At 51.1% G+C, this 21,602-nt stretch carries 18 protein-coding genes; all 18 read right to left on the reverse strand.

Annotated features, from left to right (window positions below; all coding sequences use genetic code 11):
* Positions 1–2 precede the first annotated feature (2 nt).
* The 18 genes from rfbH to rpsA all read right to left on the reverse strand — a co-directional run bounded on the left by rfbH (position 3) and on the right by rpsA (position 21,594).
* On the reverse strand, positions 3–1,316 hold the full coding sequence (gene rfbH / locus ACW9HW_RS08165; RefSeq protein WP_457399342.1) for a lipopolysaccharide biosynthesis protein RfbH: 1,314 nt from the start codon (positions 1,314–1,316) through the stop codon (positions 3–5).
* Between the two features lie 28 nt (positions 1,317–1,344).
* Positions 1,345–2,427: a CDP-glucose 4,6-dehydratase gene (gene rfbG, locus ACW9HW_RS08170; RefSeq protein WP_457399344.1), complete on the reverse strand. Its 1,083-nt coding sequence runs from the start codon at positions 2,425–2,427 to the stop codon at positions 1,345–1,347.
* 1 nt (position 2,428) lies between these two features.
* On the reverse strand, positions 2,429–3,202 hold the full coding sequence (gene rfbF / locus ACW9HW_RS08175) for a glucose-1-phosphate cytidylyltransferase (RefSeq protein ID WP_457399346.1): 774 nt from the start codon (positions 3,200–3,202) through the stop codon (positions 2,429–2,431).
* 12 nt (positions 3,203–3,214) lie between these two features.
* Positions 3,215–4,204, reverse strand: coding sequence for an FAD-binding oxidoreductase (locus ACW9HW_RS08180; RefSeq protein ID WP_457399348.1), 990 nt, complete (start codon positions 4,202–4,204; stop codon positions 3,215–3,217).
* 53 nt (positions 4,205–4,257) lie between these two features.
* Positions 4,258–5,769 carry a hypothetical protein gene (locus tag ACW9HW_RS08185; protein ID WP_457399350.1) on the reverse strand — a complete coding sequence of 504 codons (1,512 nt, stop codon included), beginning with the start codon at positions 5,767–5,769 and terminating at the stop codon, positions 4,258–4,260.
* 562 nt (positions 5,770–6,331) lie between these two features.
* The gene (locus ACW9HW_RS08190) at positions 6,332–8,815 is read right to left on the reverse strand and encodes a glycosyltransferase family 4 protein (RefSeq protein WP_457399351.1); all 2,484 of its coding nucleotides are present in this window, start codon (positions 8,813–8,815) and stop codon (positions 6,332–6,334) included.
* A complete protein-coding gene (locus ACW9HW_RS08195; RefSeq protein ID WP_457399353.1) occupies positions 8,815–10,173 on the reverse strand; it encodes a methyltransferase domain-containing protein in 1,359 nt (452 codons plus the stop codon). Before ACW9HW_RS08195 ends, ACW9HW_RS08190 begins: the two co-directional genes overlap by 1 nt.
* The gene (locus tag ACW9HW_RS08200; RefSeq protein WP_457399355.1) at positions 10,170–11,387 is read right to left on the reverse strand and encodes an ABC transporter ATP-binding protein; all 1,218 of its coding nucleotides are present in this window, start codon (positions 11,385–11,387) and stop codon (positions 10,170–10,172) included. The genes ACW9HW_RS08195 and ACW9HW_RS08200 overlap by 4 nt, the downstream gene beginning before the upstream one ends.
* The gene (locus tag ACW9HW_RS08205; RefSeq protein WP_457399356.1) at positions 11,384–12,178 is read right to left on the reverse strand and encodes an ABC transporter permease; all 795 of its coding nucleotides are present in this window, start codon (positions 12,176–12,178) and stop codon (positions 11,384–11,386) included. The genes ACW9HW_RS08200 and ACW9HW_RS08205 overlap by 4 nt, the downstream gene beginning before the upstream one ends.
* A gap of 132 nt (positions 12,179–12,310) precedes the next feature.
* On the reverse strand, positions 12,311–13,672 hold the full coding sequence (locus tag ACW9HW_RS08210; protein ID WP_457399357.1) for a phosphomannomutase: 1,362 nt from the start codon (positions 13,670–13,672) through the stop codon (positions 12,311–12,313).
* Between the two features lie 125 nt (positions 13,673–13,797).
* Positions 13,798–15,240 (reverse strand): mannose-1-phosphate guanylyltransferase/mannose-6-phosphate isomerase, encoded by a 1,443-nt coding sequence (locus tag ACW9HW_RS08215; protein ID WP_457399359.1) that lies wholly within the window; start codon positions 15,238–15,240, stop codon positions 13,798–13,800.
* Positions 15,241–15,674: 434 nt separating this feature from the next.
* Positions 15,675–16,571, reverse strand: coding sequence for a glucose-1-phosphate thymidylyltransferase RfbA (rfbA, locus tag ACW9HW_RS08220; RefSeq protein ID WP_457399361.1), 897 nt, complete (start codon positions 16,569–16,571; stop codon positions 15,675–15,677).
* The gene (gene rfbD, locus ACW9HW_RS08225; RefSeq protein WP_457399362.1) at positions 16,568–17,461 is read right to left on the reverse strand and encodes a dTDP-4-dehydrorhamnose reductase; all 894 of its coding nucleotides are present in this window, start codon (positions 17,459–17,461) and stop codon (positions 16,568–16,570) included. Before rfbD ends, rfbA begins: the two co-directional genes overlap by 4 nt.
* The gene (rfbB, locus tag ACW9HW_RS08230) at positions 17,458–18,534 is read right to left on the reverse strand and encodes a dTDP-glucose 4,6-dehydratase (RefSeq protein ID WP_457399364.1); all 1,077 of its coding nucleotides are present in this window, start codon (positions 18,532–18,534) and stop codon (positions 17,458–17,460) included. The genes rfbD and rfbB overlap by 4 nt, the downstream gene beginning before the upstream one ends.
* A 163-nt stretch (positions 18,535–18,697) precedes the next feature.
* Positions 18,698–18,937, reverse strand: a complete 240-nt coding sequence (locus tag ACW9HW_RS08235; RefSeq protein WP_457399366.1) for a LapA family protein — start codon at positions 18,935–18,937, stop codon at positions 18,698–18,700.
* A 27-nt stretch (positions 18,938–18,964) separates the two neighbouring features.
* A complete protein-coding gene (ihfB, locus tag ACW9HW_RS08240; RefSeq protein WP_007899751.1) occupies positions 18,965–19,261 on the reverse strand; it encodes an integration host factor subunit beta in 297 nt (98 codons plus the stop codon).
* Between the two features lie 140 nt (positions 19,262–19,401).
* A complete protein-coding gene (locus ACW9HW_RS08245) occupies positions 19,402–19,680 on the reverse strand; it encodes a hypothetical protein (protein WP_457399368.1) in 279 nt (92 codons plus the stop codon).
* Between the two features lie 219 nt (positions 19,681–19,899).
* Positions 19,900–21,594, reverse strand: coding sequence for a 30S ribosomal protein S1 (gene rpsA / locus ACW9HW_RS08250; protein WP_047527094.1), 1,695 nt, complete (start codon positions 21,592–21,594; stop codon positions 19,900–19,902).
* Positions 21,595–21,602: the final 8 nt, after the last annotated feature.

Here is a 21,602-nt window from a genome sequence, read left to right on the forward strand (position 1 = left end):
ATTTAGAAACCGATCCCGAAGAACTCTTCCAACTTCTCACCGACGTAGTCGAAATGCTCCTGACCCAATGCTGGTTGAACACCGAGCCAAAAGGTTTGGTTCATCGTGCGGTCGGTATTGGTCAAATCACCAACAACTCTATACTCCACGTTTTGAAAGTAAGGCTGGCGAGTGAGATTACCGGCGAAAAGCAGTCGTGTTCCGATCTTGTTCTGATCGAGAAATTTAAGCAGATCCACTCGATTGACACCCGCGCTCTCCTTGAGCGTTACCGGAAAGCCGAACCAGGAAGGATCGCTATTTGCCGTAGCCTCAGCGATCTCAAGAAACTCGCTCAAGCTGGAAAGACGTTCTTTTAGCAGCTTGAAGTTACGCTTACGAGTATCGATAAACTCTTGAGCACGATCCAGTTGCGCCAGACCACAGGCAGCCTGCATATCAGTAATTTTGAGGTTGTATCCCAAGTGAGCATAAACATACTTATGATCATAACCTTGAGGCAAACTACCAAACTGCTGACCGAAACGATTACCGCATGTATCATCACAACCAGGCGCGCAGTAGCAGTCACGCCCCCAATCTCGGAAGGACTCAGCGATTAGTTTGAGTTGGGCATTGTTGGTAAATACTGCCCCACCTTCACCCATCGTGATGTGGTGCGCAGGATAGAAACTCAGAGTGGCGATGTCACCGAAAGTACCAACCAACTTACCATCATAGGTGGCGCCCAGTGCATCACAGCAATCTTCAACCAGCCACAGGTTGTACTTCTCGCACAATTCCTTGACCTTACCCAGATTGAAAGGGTTACCCAGAGTATGGGCAAGCATGATTGCCTTGGTCTTGGGCGTGATGGCCGCCTCGATGAGATCGGCGTTGATATTGTGAGTAGCCATATCAACGTCTACAAACACCGGTATGGCGCCGAACTGGACAATTGGGTTAACTGTGGTCGGAAAACCGGCCGCAACACCAATGACTTCATCGCCTTTTTTGATGGCTCGCTCGCCAAGCTTGGGCGATGTCAAGGTACTGAAAGCTACTAGGTTAGCCGAGGAGCCGGAGTTGACGCTAAGCAAATACTTGACGCCCAGAAACTCAGCGAGTTTTTTCTCAAACTCTGCGTTGAAGCGGCCCGTTGTAAGCCAGCCATCAAGGGACGCTTCGACCATCAGTTGCAGTTCGCGTGCGCCGATCACCTTGCCGGATGGTGGAATAACACTTTCACCAGCAACAAATGGCTTGGCAGCCAAAGCAGTCTGGGCATAACGCTCAACGAGCTGGCTGATTTCCTGACGGAGCATATCGGGGGTCATGAGATTTCCTACTTAAAGCTTTAGTTAATTAGTTACTTGTGGCCATAGCCGTCATATAGCCGTTTATTTCTTCCATACAACGAGCCCGCATGTCATCGCTGCGCAACCATGCACGGTGCCAATTGACAATATGGATAAGTGTTGTTTCCAGGTCCCAGGTAGGGGTCCAATGCAGGTGCGCACGTGCTTTTGAGATATCCAGCTTGAGATAACGGGCTTCGTGTGGTTGCGGGTCGTTGTCCAGCTGCCAGCTAGCGCCTGCGCCCCAAGCTTCGACCATATGGTTGAGTATCCACTCCACAGGCCTCGCATCTTCATCCCTAGGTCCAAAGTTCCAACCTTGGGCGAATGGATGGCCATGTTCCCACAAATTCTGCGCCAGAACCAAATAGCCACCCAGAGGCTCGAGAACGTGCTGCCATGGACGAGTGGCCTGTGGATTGCGGACGATCACAGGTATGCTTTTCTCAACAGCACGGAGGATATCTGGAATAAGGCGATCCTCCGCCCAATCACCACCACCAATCACATTTCCCGCTCTCGCGGAGGCAAGTGCTGCTGATTTTTCACTACTGAAGAAAGATTTGCGGTAAGCCGAGGTGAGCAACTCTACGCAGCCCTTACTATTACTGTATGGGTCGTGCCCGCCCATCGGTTCATTTTCGCGGTAGCCCCACTCCCACTCCTGGTTTTCATAGCATTTGTCGGTCGTGACGTTGACTATGGCTCTCAGGTTAGAGCACTTGCGAGCGGCTTCTAACACATGAAGTGTGCCCATGACGTTGGTCGCATAGGTTTCCACCGGCTCACGGTACGACAATCTGACCAATGGCTGAGCCGCCATGTGGATCAAGATATCAGGATCAAACGCTGTCATGCTGTCGATCACGGTTCGCAAGTCACGAATGTCGCCGATTTCAGACTGCATGCCTTCAGATACACGAGCCTCATCGAATAGCGCAGGCGTCGAAGGCGGGGTGAGCGCAAAACCCTTTACTTGCGCACCCATACCCTGCAGCCAGAGCGACAGCCAGCTGCCCTTAAAGCCAGTGTGACCGGTGAGGAAGACTTTTTTCCCTTTCCAGAAGGCAGGTGCGACAGTAGCTTTCATATTATTCCCAGGTTTTCCACGGAGCCTTGCCATTGTGCCATAGATTTTCAAGCATGTTTTTGTCATGCAAAGTATCCATTGGCTGCCAGAAGCCGTGGTGTTCGTATGCCATCAATTGGCCGTCAGCAGCGAGGTTCATCAGTGGGTCTTGCTCCCATACGGTGCTGTCGTCGGTCAGGTAATCGAGTACCTGGGGAGTCAATACGAAAAATCCCCCGTTAATCATAGCGCCGTCACCCTTGGGCTTTTCTTTGAAGTTGAGTACCTGCCCCTTCTTGATATCTAACGCACCAAACCGACCTGGCGGGTAGGTAGCAGTGAGTGTTGCCGCTTTACCATGTTGTTTGTGGAAAGCCACCGTCGCACTGATGTCCATATCTCCAACACCATCACCATAGGTAAAGCAGAACGCCTCTTCATCACGAACATAGTCTGCCACTCGACGCAGACGCCCCCCTGTCATTGAAACGTCACCAGTATCAATCAACGTCACGTTCCAAGGCTCCGCGCGCTTGCCATGCACTTCCATGCTGTTTTCTCGCATGTTGAATGTTACATCGGACATGTGAAGGAAGTAGTTCGCAAAGTACTCCTTAATCAAGTATCCCTTATAACCACAGCAAATAACAAAATCATTAATGCCGTGAGACGAATACATTTTCATGATATGCCAAAGTATCGGCTTCCCACCGATTTCCACCATTGGCTTTGGTCGAATGCTGGTCTCTTCGCTCAAGCGCGTCCCTAAGCCACCTGCTAAAATTACTGCTTTCATAATCCCTCCTGATTAGTTTGAACGCACAAAGGCATCTGAGTAAAAATTCTTTGCGGGCAAGCCCGCCTTAGCCAGCGATTCACGAGCAGAAAAAATCATATCTTCCGAGCCGCAGGCGTATACAACCGATTGAGAAAGATCCAAAGCATCCTCCATCAAAGCTGTTTGTACATAGCCATTCCGCCCAGCCCAAGAAGAATCTGCCCGAGACAATACCGGTATAAACACAGCGTCCAAACCATCGAGATTCGGCTCCCAGTAAATATCTTTTTGAGTGCGCCCCCCCCAATAGATATAAATCTTCTTTCCCACAACCAGTGCAGGGGTACTGAGGATTTGCTCTAGGATCGCTTTGACTGGCGCAATTCCAGTGCCAGTTGCCAAGAAAACGATATTTTTGCACTCTTTTTCACGCAAACTAAAGGTACCCAACGGCCCCTCTAATCGCAAAAGATCATTCACCTTAGCCTCAGTGAACCAATACTGTGACATGACACCCTGCTCGACTTCCCGTATGTGCAGTTCCAGTTTTGCATCTTCACGATGAGCATTGGCAATGGAATAACTACGACGAACACCACCAGCGCCAATTACATCCAAGTACTGCCCAGGCAAATAAGAAAACTTACTATTAGGTGGAAGCCTCAATATGAGCTGAATGACATTATCAGCAAGCATCCCAATTGCATCAATTCTGCAGGGCATAGTTCTGACACTGATATCGCCAAGAGCGCCAATATCTTCAATATCCAACTCAACGTCAGTACTAGCATAACGACAACATGTCAAAACGTACCCATCTTGACGCTCTTCCTCACTGAGCGAAAGCTCACCTTTGAAAGCCTCTGTCTCCCCGCTCACCACTTTTGCCTTACAAACGCCACAGCGGCCGGTCCTGCAACTGTACTCCAACGTTATCCCTTGAGTTCTAGCATTATCAAGCATCGACTCGCCGATCGCCGAATTAAACACCTTCCCGTTACATATAGTGACTGACTTCATAATCCCAACCAGATAACTTAAATTATTGATAAAAACTATAAAATATATACTAACTACCTAACCAGTTCTATACGCCAATCACGAGGCGCCTCGACTTGACGAGTGAGCCTGTATATTTTCGAAGCCTCTCTAGGCTTTGACTCAAAGATACCAGCGATTGCCGGCTCACTAGGAATGTATACTCGTTTCCTAGCAACCTGATATATCAGATTACCATTAATAAATACCGGCTGACCTGAAATATCTATTGTATCACCGTCTGCTACCCCATCTAACAACCCAGACTCGATAGCATGCACTAACGAGTTCCTTGGCTCCCCAAATATAAAGTCCAGCTTTTCAGAACGATCCAAACTAACGAGAAAATTAAACCCTAACCAAGATGAAAACACCAAACACACCACACCCTTCAACCACACATTGGATAATTGGGCTACAAAGAACCACCCAAGAGCCATCATAAGGGCTACGCCAAAATATTGATAATAAACACCTATATGACCCACACCAACTATCAATTCAGACTGATACTTTGAGGATATTGAGATCAATAACGGAGGAAAACACATCAACACCAGCGCAACAAAAACAATACCTAGACTTGGGAAATTTTGAGATAGGCGTCTCCTCTCAGAAAATGACCAAAAGCAGAAAAAAGACAACACAAAAAGCACCACCATAATAGCTGCATGATCTTTCATCAACGCAAACGCTTGAAGCAGAGAGAAATCCCCCTCCCCCCTCAAAAAGTAATAACTACCAGGCAATCCCGAAGCAAACTGAATCAGATAAGTAACAGGGATCTTATCCATTGCGCCGATTTGCGAGCCCGGATAACCCACCACCGCCATATCTTTAATATACAATGTCACAACGACATAAATTACAAACGGAACAGTAACAATCAATATTCCCGGCCACTTTCTTTGACAGCTAGAAAAAAATATCATTAGAAATGCAATCGGCACGTAAATAACATTTAACTCATAACAAAACGCCGAAAACAACGCAATCGAAGATGACAGCACTACTAACCACAACGAACCACCGCGAAGCCACTTCACCAACAATATCAATGACAGTATCAACTCAATAGCCAACATTTGCAAAAAGGTAGCATAGGACCCGATAGGGTCATGAAAATCCCTCACCTGAAAGCACATCAACAAAAATAATACAAACAACCCAGTCATTGACCACGCCGACTGCAAGAGCCGTAACAGATGCACAACAAGCCCGATATTTACAGCAACCAATACGACATCAAAAAACCGAACCAAAGCAGGGTCATTCACATAGTAGTAAAAACTATAAATAAAAGGAAAGGAAAGCATTAGCCTTCCAGCATGAAGCCAACTAGTCATGATTTTTATAGAGAAATCGAAGAGAGAAGTCTCCGCCCTATTAATCAACCCCCACACTTGGCTATTTAGCGAGTCATCAAACCAGAATCCGTTTGTTAAATATGGATACATGACTATAACAAACAGAATAGATAACGCGACCACAATTACTAAATCAATGGTTCGAAGTCTGATAGCATGTATTGTGAACACGTGGCTCATATCCTTTCCGTTTCAGCATACGGTTATTTGTTCACCCCCTTTAACAGAGAGCATACAAAAGCGAAAGCCCCTGCACGAGGCACTTGCAGGTCAAAAATCGACGAATTATATCCGAGATGTGCAGTGGAAGGGTGAATAGTCGCCCATTTTTAACCCAAGCTTGACACCGCCAGCACGCCTGTATTCGACTCCTGATTCGGTTGAGTTCAGGGCATGATCACCATGCCGAAAGGGCTTTATGACGACATTTTTTCCGTTTTAGCAAATGCTTGAGCAAATGCTGAGGAAATCAACTCCTTTTAGGACAAGCTAGAGCTGTTAGCCAATGACGACGCCCCTCCCCAAAATTGTTCAAGTATGCGACGACAACGCAAACCTCTGCAGGCCTACCTTCCGCACATCGAAGCCATTCACGATCAACCCGAGCTGAACTGAGCCTGTGAAACCGAACACTGGAGAAAAAATCATAGGCCAACTCGAGACCGATGCGAATTTCGCTGACTTTAATTTCTTGTTGGCAGAGTTCAGCGAGAAAAACCACGCACTTCAGACAACAACGGATTCAAATCAACGCATCTTGTAATTGCTTAGCACTTTCCTCCCACGTCAACCATGGCATTGTCCTGGACTGAGGGTGTTGACCTCGCTCGAATAACTGCATCCAGGCCCTAACGAATCGCGCCAGATCGCTCCCTGACATGCCTTCGAAATAAAACGCATGTTCGGCTGCGATTTCCCGGAAAACCGGAAGGTCACGGACAATCATTGGCAGATGGTGCTGAGCCGCTTCAATCAGCGGAAGACCGAATCCTTCACCCTCGGACGCCGCAATCAGACAAGTCGATGCTGAATAGATTTTTTCTAGGTATTCGTCACTGATGCCTTCCAGCCAAAAGAGTGTGCGCCCTTTTGCCGGGTGTACACTCAGACGCTCAACTAGGTCATCGACCAGCCATCCCCTCTTGCCGACGATGACCAGGTTGATTTGATGACCTTCTTTCCACAGTTCTTCAAATGCCGCCAGCGTTTGAGAATGCCCCTTTCGAGGCTCAATAGTACTGACCATCAAGAAACTTGGTCTGTCAGCCAAATTACTTAACACATCCTGTGCATCCTCAGGTAACCCCAAAGATGGTAAACTGCTGTTGATATCAGCCCCCAAATGGAAACTCTTAACCACCGGCTTGTTACCTGCATACTTTTCTGTATTGGACGCCAGCCATTGCTCCATTTCCCCGGCCACAGCGCCAGAAATGCAAATAAGTTTGCTTGCGACCATACTGATCTTGCTCAGCCAGTCATTAAAAAACTCAGCATTTGGCGAGGGCCACCAATCAGGGCGATGGAAGAGCAACAGGTCATAAACGATGTAGTTAACCTGCACACCCATCAGACGCATTTGACTATGCAGCGGATAGAGCTGGCCGGTCAAATGCATATTCAGATCCAACGATAAGTAAATATCATCCTGCGCGTAGTCAATCACCGCATCTATCGTTTCAGGGAACTGGGCATGAATACGCGAGGCAAAGTTATTGGCGTAGTAATATCTTCCGTCTGCATAATAAACAGGACGCACTTTCAGGCCCGAAGGCGGCGCACTCAAAAACTCATGCAGCAGACTACGCACGACGCGTTGAATACCTGACTTTGCATCACTATGAACAATGCAGGAGACATCCAGTAAAAGCTGCTTTTCTTCTTCCAGGCTCGCGAAGTTAAAGGCGAGACTTTTTGCTATCTTGAATAAATCGTTATCGTCAGGCTGAGTCCCCGAGAGTTCAACTAGGCGCTTTTGCAAAACGTCTTTCGAATAACATGAAGCATCTATAGCTGCTGGAAGCGCACCTTGCTCCAGCGCCGCAATTGCTTTCTTGGCCGAATCGTCCCAAGAAAATTTCGCGACTTGCTCGGCCGCACTTTCGACCAAGCGCGCATGAAAAGCCTCACTCTCCAGCGCTTTGGCCATTTTCGCTGTGATGGACTGAGTGGAAAGAGGATCAAACAACGCGTCGGCAAATCCAATGACTTCCGGAATACTGCTGCAGTTAGAACCAATTACCGCTGCACCACACGCCATAGCTTCGAGCACTGGCAGGCCGAAACCTTCGTGAGTAGACGGAAAGACAAACAGCTTAGTCAGCGAGTACAACGAGGCCAGGTCGCTTTCACTCACATAGCCGGTCAGGACCAACTCAGTAGGTTTCACCCTATACTTCTTCGCTAGAGCGAGCAGTTCCATTTTTTGCTGAGGCTGCAACTTACTCACGATGACCAGTTGGTGCTTATCTTTTAGAGAAGCGGGCAGCTTGCTGTAGGCCTCTAGTAGACGGCCGAAATTTTTTCTCGGATCAAAGCCACCTGGGGCATACAGGATAAACTCGCTTTTTATTCTCAGGCGTTCCAAAACGAGCAGACTCTTGTTCAAGTCATGCTTATCGCGGATAAACTGGTCGCCAATGGCAGCCGAAATGTTCGCTATCTTGGACCCGTCCATACCCAGTTGAGTAACAGCTTCCTGACGCGATGAATCAGAGATGGCTAACAGCGTATCCGCGTTTTTCAACCAGTCGATTTTACGGTAGTAATAATCCTGAAGGTCGAATGTCGGGAGATAGACCTCCTTGTTCATATACGGAATCAGGTCATAGAGCACCACTGCTGTCTGATGACTTGCAGGGATTGCTCCAATCGAAGTAACAGCGTTAGACCTATAACCTTCGAACAAGCTACTGACCACAACTGCGTCCGGCTCAAGCGTACTCAGAAACGTTTCGCGGACAACTTCGGAAGCACGTGCCAACCACGGGCTCGGGTTTATATCATTGGGTACGTCAAAGATACGGATCCGACTCTCCGGGATAAGACCTGAAAAAGCGGCGATGATATCGGGAATGCTTTCTGGCATGCGACTGTTCAGCGCCAACCATATTTCATGTTCGCCAGCGTTTCGCGCCATGGCCAGCGCCAGGGAAAGAGAATAACGACCGATACCTCGATAACGACTTTCAGACTGGGCGCCTTGTAGGTCAATAACAATACGCATCAGCGGTTTTCCTTGCTCTCAAATGCCAGTTTCAATTCGGAGTAAATACGGGTCACCCGTGGACTCGCAGTGAGGATGCTATCCTCGGGCGCCTCTACCGGGTCACGCTGCATGCTTCCATGGCGCAAGGCGAATTGCCTCATAAATTCAAAGAGCCTTGGGTAGGACTTTATCTTATTACTGATACGCATCTGCAGACCGGGCCGGTTCATGACAAAGCGTATCGAGCGGACCAATAACGAACGAATGACGCGTTTGGCCAGGCGGACGGGAAGCGTTATCGCCCCCCGGAACAGTGATTTTGAAGCGCGCAAGGGCTGAGTGACTCGCCATGACGTACTGTTCAGGAGCGCCATTATCCGAGCTTCATAGGCATTGACCTGAATCCGCCAATGGTGCTCACTTTTTGCCGATTCATTTAGACGTGTCTTGAGTTCCTGTAACGCATCCTGGAGATTATTCAGCTCCTCACGCATCCCATCCTTAACACGGTTCAACTCCTCGCGCAGCCCATCCTGAGCATGAATCAGTTCGTCGCGCAGCCCATCCTGAACATGATTTAGTTGTTCACGCAGTTCGACGGCAGATGAACCACTTTGCTCCATCCACTGTGCGAGTTGCGTGTCATAACGACGTGCGAGTTTCTCAAGCGACAGACCATAATCTTGAGCAAAGACTGCGTCGAATTTTTCAATCTGTTCAGGGGATGCTTGTTTTTGCGCGATGATTGCATAATCCGGACTGACGCCATGCAACACATTCAACAAGTCAACTGACCCACCTTCGGCTAGCGCAGTTGATTCTTGCAGGCGCAGCAGTTTAGAGCGGCAAAATCCTGAATACTCAGTCAGGAAACTCAAAAGCAGATGCGGGATCGGACGCTCATGAGTAGGGTCAAGAAAGAAATTCTGAGTGCCTACCACCAGATTTTCCGTGTTGGGGGTTTCCAGTATGAGCAATCCGGCAGGTTTGAGTACGCGCAGTGCCTCTGCAACCAGTACTTTCAAAACCTCAAAGGGAATGTGTTCAGCGATATGAAAACCCGAGACTACTGTCAGGCTTTCATCCGGCAAGCTTTTCAGCATTTCCAGTGCATCACCCTCTTCAACCGGCAGTCCCAGCGCGTGACAAGCGTCAAGCATGCCAGTATCAAGATCGACGCCCAGAGGATCGAAGCCCACCTGGGTCAGTATCTCCAGCCACTCCCCGCGACCGCACCCCAGATCAAGCGCTTTACTCTCTGGATACAGCTGAATGAGAGACTCAAGAAATGGCACATAGACTTGTTGCCGCTCCCGAATCAATTCACGCGAACCACGATAGCGGTCTTCAAAAGCTCGGTAGAACGGAATGTTCATCGGCTGCACTCCACGCTCGGTGGCATCCAGGCCAGCCCTACAAACTCGCTTTGTAAAAGATTGACGACGTTGAACACGAGAGTTAAATCCATCCACTCATAATTACGTGATAAATGACTGCCCGATGTATGCAATGCGACAGCAACGGAGTAAGAGCCAACACCCAGATTCGCTGCGAAAGTGAACGAATAGCTCAACGCTTCCCCCGCTTCCAGGTTGTCAATTTTGCACCCCAAATGGTGACTGTTGGTACCAAAGACTGGCTGTCCCAGTCTGTCCTTGATGAGGTAGCCGACCACAAGCTCTGGGATCGCACTGTTGATCTTTGTTTTGATGCGCAAGGAAACGCTTTCACCGACTGATACATACTCGATAGGGTCGCCTGCTGTGTTATGCAAAGTGACGGACTCGATACTCGCTTCTCCGGTGCCGGATCGGGTCTGTATGGAGCCGTCTTCCAACTCACGGAGCTGTACTGTCGAGTTCTCTTTTTCGGCGATCAAGGCATTGTAGAAATCCATGACCTCTTCAGGCTTGCCGTCTTTCAAGACGGCGCCTTTTTCAAGCAGAATCGCGCGATTGCATAGTGCCTGGATCGAACCGCGGTCATGAGAAACAATAAGTAGCGTGGTTCCCTGCGCCTGAAACTCGCGAATACGGTCAAAGCTTTTGTGCTGAAAGTAACTGTCACCTACTGCAAGCGCTTCGTCCACGATCAGAATTTCAGGACGAACTGCAGTGGCGACGGCGAAGGCAACACGCATTTGCATCCCGCTGGAGTAGGTGCGCACAGGCTCGTCGAAATACGAACCGATTTCGGCGAAAGCCTCAATTTCACCAATGACACCACTGATTTTTTCAGCACTGAACCCCATCAGGCCAGCAGCGTGATAGACATTCTGGCGCCCGGTCAAATCAGGTGTAAACCCCATACCCAACTCAAGAATGGCGGCAATACGTCCATTAACGCGAACGCTGCCCTCCGTTGGCTGCAAGGTTCCAGTGATCATTTTCAGCAGCGTAGATTTTCCCGCACCGTTTTGACCGACGATACCGATGGCTTCTCCCGGATTGATGGAAAAGCTGATGTTCTTCAGCACCCAATGCTCTTCTCTGGGACTGAATTTCAGCCCGAACCAACGGCCAACTCGCTGCAATTCAGAGGCGTAGGTGCGATAAGCCTTACCCAAGTTATCTACAGTCAGCAGGCTCATAACACGTCCACCATTTCCGGCGCAGCGCGGCGGAACATAAACAGCCCCAACAGCATCAAGCCCAACGCGATAACAGTCGTCACCGCGATTAACTCGATATTGGGGGTTTTGGCGTATACCAAAACATCGTGGTACGCACTGACGATCGGGAACATGGGGTTGATTTCCATGTAGTTTCTGAATTGTTCAGGAATAATATTGACGGGGTAAACCACGGGGGTGAACCAAAACCAGACTTGCAACAGGATAGGTACCACTTGGCCTACGTCCCGAATGAAAACGTTCAGTACACCGAGAATCAAGCCGATACCTACAGCCAGGCAAGTGACTGAGACCGTCAATGGGATGAGCCATAGCATCTGAATGTGTGGCCATTGACCCAACAAAGCAAAAACCACCAATAGCGCGACAAACAGCAACGCATAATTGAGCAGGCACGATCCCACGACAATCACCGGCAAGGTGATACGCGGAAAGCGCATTTTTTTCATGAGGTTGCCTTGATCGATGAACAAGGTCAAACAACGCCCGATGATCTCCGAGAACAGGCTCCACGCCAGCATACCCGCCATCAAATAGAGGGCGTACGCGTACTTATTGTCGATCCCAGGCAGCTTTGCTGCCAGAACGTTGGAGAGCACCAGCGCATAAATGGCGACTTGAGCCAGCGGATTGATGATCATCCACAGACCGCCTAAGCGGCTTCGAGCAAAACGGGCAGAAAACTCATTACGGATGGATGAAAAAACGAAGCCTCGGTAATCCCAAAGGCTTTTGAACAGCTCCAACATTCCTGACTCCTGGTAAAAGTGAAGCCAGGTTGCTTCACTCTTTGCAATTCTGAATCGTGCGATTTACAGCGCAGGGATAGAAGCCTTTTTCAGGCTCCATCGCTTCACACCCCATAATCATACTGAAGGTACTTACTGCTGGATCAAACCGGCAATTTCCGCCACATAGCGCGCAACAAGCTCTTCTTTCGCACGACTTTCCACGTTCAACCGGAGCAATGGCTCCGTATTGGAACCCCGCAGACTGAAGCGCCAATCGCCAAATTCAAGACTGATCCCATCTGTTTCATCAATAAGCGGTTTTTTCGGCAGGAAGTGTTCGAGCACTTTTTTCAAGGTCTCATTCACATCGACCACACGGTAGTTAATCTCTCCGCTACAAGGAAATGCTTCGATCCGCTCGTCAACCAACTGTGCCAGTGTTTTTTCGGAGGTTGTCATCAACGCCGCCACCAACAACCACGGAATCATTCCGCTATCGCAGTACGCAAAATCCCGGAAGTAATGGTGGGCGCTCATCTCTCCACCATACACCGCATCTTCCTCTCGCATGCGCTCCTTGATGAAGGCATGCCCGGTTTTGCTCTGAACCGCGATACCACCCGCCTGCTCGACCTGCTCAATGGTGTTCCAGGTCAGGCGCGGGTCATGGATGATCTTGCTGCCCGGATGTTGTTTGAGCAGCATTTCGGCCAGCAGGCCCACAAGATAATAACCCTCGATAAACCGGCCATCGGCATCGAAGAAGAAGCAGCGATCAAAATCACCGTCCCAAGCCAGGCCCATGTCGCATTGATTGGCCAGCAATGCCTGACGAGTCAGCTCGCGGTTCTCAGGCAGTAGAGGATTGGGGACGCCGTTCGGAAAGTTGCCATCGGGTTCTTCGTTGATGAATACCCACTGAAGCGGCAAGCGAGCAGCTAATGCTTGCAGCACAGGGCCGGCAGCGCCGTTACCCGGGTCGGCGAGGATCTTGAGAGGCTTCAAGGCGCTGACGTCGACGTAAGTAAGCAAATGGTCGATGTAGGCGGTCTTGTCGAAAGCCTGACGAACCTCACCTTTTACTGACGCAGCTCCCCCCAGATTACCCTGATCGACACGCTGGTGTATGGCGTCCAGACCAGTGTCACCACTGATAGGCCGGGATTCCGCCTTGACCAGCTTCATGCCGTTGTAGCCTTTAGGGTTATGACTGGCAGTGATCATCACGCCACCGTCAACCTTGTAGTGGCTGGTGGCAAAGTAAACTTCTTCGGTGCCACAAAGCCCGATGTCGATCACATCAGCACCCGCCTCGGTAATACCGCGCATCAATGCGGTTGCGAGGGGCGGGCTTTCAAGCCTCATGTCCTGGCCGACAACGAAGGTTTTACCTTGCAGTTCGGCTACGAGTGCACGACCGATGCGGTAGGCGATATCTTCGTTGAGCTGAGAGGGAACCTGACCACGGATGTCATAGGCTTTGAAGCATTGCGTCACGATAGGAGGATACATTCTACTCACTAGCTGAAATGTCCGTTGCCGCCCTGGGGCGGCAACGGTAAGAATGGATCACCAGAGCCTGATGGCACTGGCGCGCTGCCCCGCGAGGCGCGGGACTCGCATCGGAATCAGTGTCGTTATTGATCGACCCGACCGTAATTGTCTTCGAATCGAACGATGTCATCTTCACCCAGATAATCACCGCTCTGCACCTCGATCAGCACCAGATCGATCACTCCCGGGTTTTTCAGGCGGTGTTTGTGACCCGCACGGATGAAAGTTGATTCATTGGTATGAAGCATCAGTTCTTTCTGATCGTTAACGACCACCGCTGTGCCGCTAACAACGATCCAGTGTTCGCTGCGATGGTGGTGCATTTGCAGCGACAGAGAAGCGCCAGGCTTCACCACAATGCGCTTGATCTTGAAGCGCTCACCGTTTTCCAGCGTTGTGTAGGTCCCCCAAGGACGATGCACAGTGCGGTGAAGCAAGTGAACTGTGTGACTGCACGCCTTGAGCTGGTTGACGATATGCTTCACGTCTTGGGCATGATCTTTGTGAGCGATCATCACCGCATCAGGTGTATCGATTACCAACAAGTCTTCAACACCAACCAGTGCGGTCAGGCGGCCTTCACTGTTCACGTAGTTGTTACGCGAACCATGGGACAGCACTTCACCTTCAAATCGGTTGCCGTTCTCGTCAGACTCCGTCAGTTCGCTGACCGCATTCCAGGAGCCGATGTCACTCCAACCGATATCACACGGAACCGTGGCAACTTTGGACGAGCGTTCCATTAGTGCGTAATCAATGGAAATATCTGGAACTTCTGCGAATGCATCGACGTCGAGCGCCAAACAACGGTATTTTCTGGAAGATGTCAGGCGCGAAACTTCGATTGTTTTGTTCACTGCCTCTACGACATCTGGAGCATGCTGGCGCAGTTCTTCCAGAACCGTGCCCACCCGGAAACAGAACATCCCGGAGTTCCAATAATAGTTACCGGCGCTGATATAACTTTGCGCGGTGTCCAGATCAGGCTTTTCTACGAATCGTGCAACCTTCAGCCCGCCTTTCAGTGGCGCGTCTTTTTGCGCTTCGACGTAACCAAAACCTGTTTCAGGATAAGTCGGCTGAATACCGAAGGTTACCAACCAACCCTCGGCCGCAAGCTTCATGGCACTGGTCACGGCCGCGGCAAAAGCTTTTTCGTCTTGAATCAAATGGTCAGCCGCTAGCACCAGCATCTGGGCGTCAGGCCCGTGTGTGGCCTCCAGCTGCAATGCAGCCGCAGCAACGGCAGCGGCAGTGTTACGACCGAAAGGTTCCAGAATGAACCCTTGGGCAAGTTTGGCATCATTAACTGCGCCGTACTCGTCTTCGGTCTTGAACAAGAGCTCGCGGTTGGTCACCGTAAGAATCTCCACAACACCTTCCAGGCGCGCAGCCCGGAGGAAGGTCTTCTGGATGAGATTCTGGCCATCCGGCAGCTCCATGAACGGCTTCGGATGGGCTTCTCGAGAAACGGGCCACAAACGGCTGCCCACTCCACCAGACAAAATTACGGGAATCAGTTCCATGCGCTAAATCCTTAATCCCCCTTCTGGCAGGTAGGCCAGCAAGCGGGGCTCGGTTATGTTTCCAGTCATTCCTGCATCGTAATCAATGCAAAATATTGCTTGAAGCGAATGCAAAGGTGACAGCTCATATTTGATCTCCACCTATCGAGCCTTCCCGAACCCGCTTCCCTGATGCCTTGCTCTACCCTGATCGAAAGCTCCTGCCTGGCTTTTCACTGTGGAAACAGCTCGACACGGAAGTCCTCTATGAAGGGAAAGCAAGCCAATTGAGATCGAGATGCAATGCCGAACTAGGTCAGATATGTCTGCCGGCCATTCTACAGGGAGTATCGAGAATTAATAACTCATGCGCCGACGGGAGACGAAAAATCATTTGTAAAACAATCAGGTGCTTCAACTTTGAGCCATCAAAATAACATCAATCATTACTGGCCTCAAATCTGTAGTCCGGGCACCTTGAGCAATTTCTGCAAGTAAGCCCCATATGCCGTCTTGCCAAGACGATCTGCTTGTGCCGAAAGATCTACTGCAGATATCCACCCACTGTTGTAGGCGATTTCCTCTAGACACGCCACCTTCAGACCCTGGCGCTTCTCAATGGCATGCACGAAGTGGCTGGCCTCAAGCAGCGACTCCGGCGTGCCAGTATCCAGCCAGGCAAAACCCCGACCCAGAATTTCTACCTTGAGCGCCTTGCGCTCCAGGTAAGCAAGATTGACATCCGTGATTTCCAGCTCACCTCGAGCAGACGGTTTGATGCTCTTGACGATCTCGACCACCTGATTGTCGTAGAAGTACAAACCAGTGACCGCGAAGCTGGATTTTGGATTAGCCGGCTTCTCTTCGATGCTCAGCGCCTTGCCATCCGAATCAAACTCCACCACGCCGAAACGCTCTGGATCAGACACGTGATATCCGAAGACTGTCGCGCCATGCTCTTGATTGCTGGCCAAACGCAGACTGTCGGAGAAGTGATGACCATAGAAAATGTTATCGCCCAGAATCAGGCAGCAAGGGTCGTTACCGATAAAAGCCTCGCCAATGATGAAGGCTTGCGCCAGTCCGTCCGGACTGGGTTGCTCCGCATACGTCAGCTTGATGCCATACAGGCTTCCATCACCCAATAGCTTGCGAAAATTTGGCAGATCTTCTGGCGTCGAGATGATCAGGATTTCACGGATGCCTGCGAGCATCAGTACCGACAGCGGATAAAAAATCATCGGCTTGTCGTAGATGGGCAGCATTTGTTTGGACACGCCCAGGGTCAACGGATGCAGGCGCGTGCCCGAGCCACCCGCGAGGATGATGCCCTTGCGATTTAGGGTAGTCATTTGTGCAGTACTTCCATGAGCATTCGGGTAACGCCACTTTGCCAATCAGGCAAGTGTAGAGAAAAATTGTCGCGCAGCTTTTGCGTGTCCAAACGCGAGTTCAGAGGGCGACGCGCAGGGGTTGGAAAGGCGCTGGTTGCGATTGAGTTGATTGCCGCAACCGCCAGTTGCTCGCCATTGGATTGAGCAAAACCGATAACATGGCTTGCATAACCGTGCCAGGACACTTCTCCACTGGCGGCCAGATGATACAAACCCGACAACTCAGGACGTCTCAGGACCTGTTGAATGGCCAACGCAGTAATGTCGGCAATCAGGTCAGCCCCGGTGGGAGCACCGAACTGATCCGCGACCACGTTCAGCGTTTCGCGCTCCCTGGCCAGACGCAGCATGGTCAGGGCAAAGTTATTGCCACGCGCACCATATACCCAACTGGTACGAAAAATCAGGTATTTGCATCCACTCGCGATAATCGCCTGCTCACCGGCGAGCTTACTGGCACCGTAGTGATTCAGCGGTGCGACCGGATCAGATTCGCGCCATGGCGTGGAACCCTGACCGCTAAAGACATAATCGGAAGAATAGTGAACCAGCCAAGCGCCCAGAGAGACCGCTTCATCGGCCATCACCCGGCATGCCTGCCCATTCACACGACTGACCAACTCAGTTTCGGACTCTGCCTTATCGACCGCAGTGTAAGCAGCGGCATTGACGATCAAGTCCGGCCTCACCTGCCGGATCGTTGCACGTAACGCAGTCAAATCAGCCAGGTCACCACACAAACCCTCCACGGCATGCCGATCGAGGGCAATCAGCTGGCCAAGCGGCGCGAGCGAGCGCTGCAGCTCCCAACCCACCTGCCCGTTTTTCCCCAGCAAGAGGATTTTCATACCTTGCTCAAACGAACGGCGTAGTTTTGATCCATCCATTGCTGATAGCTGCCGCTTTTCACATGGGCAACCCACTCCAGATTGCCGAGGTACCACTTAACAGTTTTGCACAGACCGGTTTCGAAGGTCTCCTCTGGCACCCAGCCCAATTCGCGTTGGATCTTGCCGGCATCGATCGCGTAGCGCTGGTCGTGACCAGGACGATCCTGAACGTAGGTGATCCGACTGGAGTGCGGCCGGTACGGGGAGTCCGGGCAGAGCTCATCGAGCAGCGCGCAAATTGCGCACACCACTTCAATGTTTTGTTTTTCGTTGTGGCCACCAATGTTGTAGGTCTGCCCCACAACGCCTTCTGTTACCACTTTATAAAGTGCGCGAGCATGATCCTCGACATAGAGCCAGTCTCGAACCTGCCTGCCATCGCCATACACAGGCAGAGGCTTGCCTTCCAGCGCATTGAGAATGATCAATGGGATCAGCTTCTCAGGGAAGTGATAAGGGCCGTAGTTGTTTGAGCAATTGGTGACTAGCGTCGGCAGACCATAAGTACGACCCCAAGCGCGAACCAGATGATCAGAACCCGCCTTACTGGCTGAATACGGCGAACTTGGTTGATAGGAGGTGGATTCAGAGAAGCGCTCATCAGCGCTCTCAAGGTCCCCGAACACTTCGTCTGTCGAAACATGATGAAAGCGGAAGCTGGCTTTGCGCGCATCATCCAGCGACGCCCAATAGTGACGCGTTGCTTCCAGCAGGGTGTAAGTCCCGATGATATTGGTCTGGATGAACTCAGCCGGCCCGGAGATGGAGCGATCGACATGAGACTCTGCGGCCAAATGCATGATGGCATCGGGTTGGTACTGACGCAGGATACGATCAATCTGTTCTCGATCGCAGATGTCGACACGCTCGAAAAAATAACGAGGGTTTTGGCTGACTTCAGCCAAGGATTCAAGATTACCGGCGTAAGTCAGCTTATCGACGTTCACCACAGAGTCGTGAGTACTGGAGATGATATGGCGAACAACTGCCGAACCGATAAAGCCCGCGCCGCCAGTGACTAGAATTTTCACGCGAAACCATACCCTTGAGTGACTGACAGCAGCGCCATCTGGCGTGCAGAGCTTTATTCAAAGCCAGCGCGAACAGAATGGCCCATATGCCGCAGCTATGCAGCATCTAAGGTCTTATGCTGGCGCGATAATCGGATATGGACAAGCAGTGACGTCTATTCAGTCAAGCAAGGCGCCTGCGAGATGCTCTGGATGTACGCCCCAGAAACCAGCTGATAATCGGCCCGACCACCATGCCAATGAGCAAGGCAACCACCATGACTACCGATACCGGGAGTTGCGGCCCGGCCCAGCCCAGGAATAGCAGGGTAACGGATTGCTGATTCTCTAGAACGAACGCCAGGATCGCCAGTACCAGCAGCAGGACGAATACCGCGATCAATACGCGCTTGAGGTTACGCATGAGCGGCTCCTTGTAGAGTGGCGACGATCAAAGCCCTTCCTCTTCTTCCTCGTTCACACGGTCGCGCAGTTCTTTGCCTGGCTTGAAATGTGGCACGAACTTGCCGTCGAGGCTGACGGACTGACCGGTTTTTGGATTGCGCCCTACGCGCGGTGCGCGATAGTGCAGAGAGAAGCTGCCAAAGCCGCGGATCTCGATGCGATCACCGGTGGCCAGACATTGGGACATTTGCTCAAGCATGGTCTTGATGGCCAGCTCCACATCCTTGGATGAGAGCAGCCCTTGATGGGTGACAATTCGTTCGATCAACTCCGACTTCGTCATATTTTTCCCTTCTTTTTCAAGCAGCTAGGAAAATCGCTCCCACGGTTTTAGCATGCCCCAACGAATTTGAACAGTCCAAGTTTTGACATCCCCCTGCACACCGCGCAATACCCGGTTTTCAGGCCGGCGAGCCATAGCGTTCACCTGCATATAACCAGCATGGTGCGCGTCAGGTATCCCGCCGGATTGAAGCCGAAGGGAAAGTCATCCTCTTCCTTGGCATCATCAGACCTTGTCACAACCTTGTAGCCAGCCCCCTTGCATTCCTTCGCCGCTCGTTTGAGGCACTTCTCCCAACCCGACCCCAGCCCCGAACAATCAACCTCAATGCCACTGACCCCGCGTACTGCATGAGTCTTGGCACTGGTGGCACATCCCGCCAGCGTCAGTACTGCTATCGCTACAATGAGCTTGTTCATTCACTTCCTTATGCCAGGCGCCCGGCCCGACCGCCGTTCGCTTCAGAATAAAGACTAGCTGTAATTAAGCGATTGATCCCGTTAAAGAAAGAGACATCCTTTAACGGCCATTTGTTTCAAGCTCAACCGAAGCCAGGCCATACACCCTAAGACCCCGGTCAAATTCCAGGCACAAAAAAGGGCGACCGAAGTCGCCCTTTTTTTACAGAAAGTCAGAACTTAGTTCTGTTTTTCCGCTTGTGCAGCACGCAGCAGGTCACCCAGAGTGGTGGCTACTGGAGCATCCGTAGCTACTGGCTTGTCGCGCAGGCTCTGGATGGCTTCTTTCTCGTCTTCAACGTCTTTCGACTTGATCGAGAGCTGGATTACACGGCTCTTGCGGTCAACGCTGATGATCTTGGCTTCTACTTCTTCGCCTTCTTTCAGAACGTTACGCGCGTCTTCAACGCGGTCACGGCTGATTTCGGAGGCTTTCAGAGTTGCTTCGATATCGTCGGCCAGAGTGATGATGGCGCCTTTAGCGTCAACTTCCTTCACGATGCCTTTAACGATGGCGCCTTTGTCGTTCTCTTGAACGTACTCGGAGAACGGATCGCTTTCCAGTTGCTTGATACCCAGGGAGATGCGCTCGCGCTCTGGGTCAACCGACAGGATAACGGTGTCCAGCTCGTCGCCCTTCTTGAAGCGGCGTACGGCTTCTTCGCCCACTTCGTTCCAGGAGATGTCGGACAGGTGAACCAGACCGTCGATGCCGCCGTCCAGACCAATGAAGATACCGAAATCGGTGATCGACTTGATGGTGCCGGAGATCTTGTCGCCCTTGTTGAACTGGCCAGAGAAGTCTTCCCATGGGTTCGACTTGCACTGCTTGATGCCCAGGGAGATACGACGACGCTCTTCGTCGATGTCCAGAACCATAACTTCCACTTCGTCGCCGACTTGTACGACTTTCGAAGGGTGGATGTTCTTGTTGGTCCAGTCCATTTCGGAAACGTGTACCAGACCTTCAACGCCTTCTTCCAGCTCAGCGAAGCAGCCGTAGTCGGTCAGGTTGGTTACACGAGCGGTAACGCGAGTGCTTTCTGGGTAACGGGCTTTGATAGCAACCCATGGATCTTCGCCCAGTTGCTTGAGGCCCAGGGAAACACGATTGCGCTCGCGATCGTACTTCAGAACCTTGACATCGATCTCGTCGCCAACGTTGACGATTTCGGAAGGATGCTTGATACGCTTCCAAGCCATGTCGGTAATGTGCAGCAGGCCATCGACGCCACCCAGATCGACGAATGCGCCGTAATCGGTGAGGTTCTTGACGATACCTTTGACTTGTTGGCCTTCCTGCAGGGATTCCAGCAGAGCTTCGCGCTCGGCGGAGTTCTCGGCTTCCAGGACGCTGCGACGGGAAACGACAACGTTGTTGCGCTTCTGGTCGAGTTTGATGACCTTGAATTCCAGCTCTTTGCCTTCCAGGTGCGTGGTGTCGCGCACTGGACGGACGTCAACCAGAGAACCTGGCAGGAACGCACGGATGCCGTTAACGTCGACAGTGAAGCCGCCTTTAACCTTACCGTTGATAACGCCCTTGACCACTTCTTCGGCTGCGAAGGCTGCTTCCAGAACGATCCAGCATTCAGCGCGCTTGGCTTTTTCACGGGACAGCTTGGTTTCACCGAAACCGTCTTCAACCGAGTCCAGAGCAACGTGAACTTCGTCACCGACGTTGATGTTCAGTTCGCCAGCGTCGTTGTAGAACTGCTCCAGCGGGATCAGTGCTTCGGACTTCAGGCCAGCGTGAACGGTTACCCAGCGAGCTTGGTAATCGATATCAACGATAACACCGGTGATGATGGAGCCTGCCTGAAGGTTCAGGGTCTTTAGGCTTTCTTCAAAGAGTTCCGCAAAGCTTTCGCTCATTTTAATTC

The sequence above is a fragment of the Pseudomonas sp. SDO5532_S415 genome (genome assembly GCF_054071155.1).